General features: G+C 66.0%; 1 pseudogene. It reads right to left on the bottom strand.

Annotated elements, in window-relative coordinates:
* A pseudogene (locus EN874_RS32910) lies at positions 1–315 on the bottom strand (ABC transporter permease); the annotation flags it as partial.

Here is a 315-nt window from a genome sequence, read left to right as displayed (position 1 = left end):
AAGCACGAGCACGTTCTCCGGAGGCGCTTGCGGCGCGGCCTGGGCAGGCAAGCCTACTGCCTGAAACAACGAATCAGCATCGGGCAGATCGACGACCCCGGCGATTTTGACCTCCACGGCCGGCAGGCCGATACGCTTGATCGACACCGCGTCGCCAGGGCGGACATGAAGGTTGGCCGCCGTTTGCTGGGCCACCAGAACGCCGTCTGCGCTGCCGGAAAGCAGGCGGATTTCCGCCGGAAAATCCTTGGAATAGCCTTCGTCCAAGGCGATGACCTGCCCCGGCCCGGTGGTCTGCGTCGTGCCGCCCGCCAC

It is taken from the genome of Mesorhizobium sp. M1D.F.Ca.ET.231.01.1.1 (genome assembly GCF_003999155.2).
In the GTDB taxonomy this organism is placed as follows: Bacteria; Pseudomonadota; Alphaproteobacteria; order Rhizobiales; family Rhizobiaceae; genus Mesorhizobium.
The sequence above is the reverse complement of the archived record's forward strand: the minus strand, read 5'-3'. Positions and strand labels throughout refer to the sequence as shown.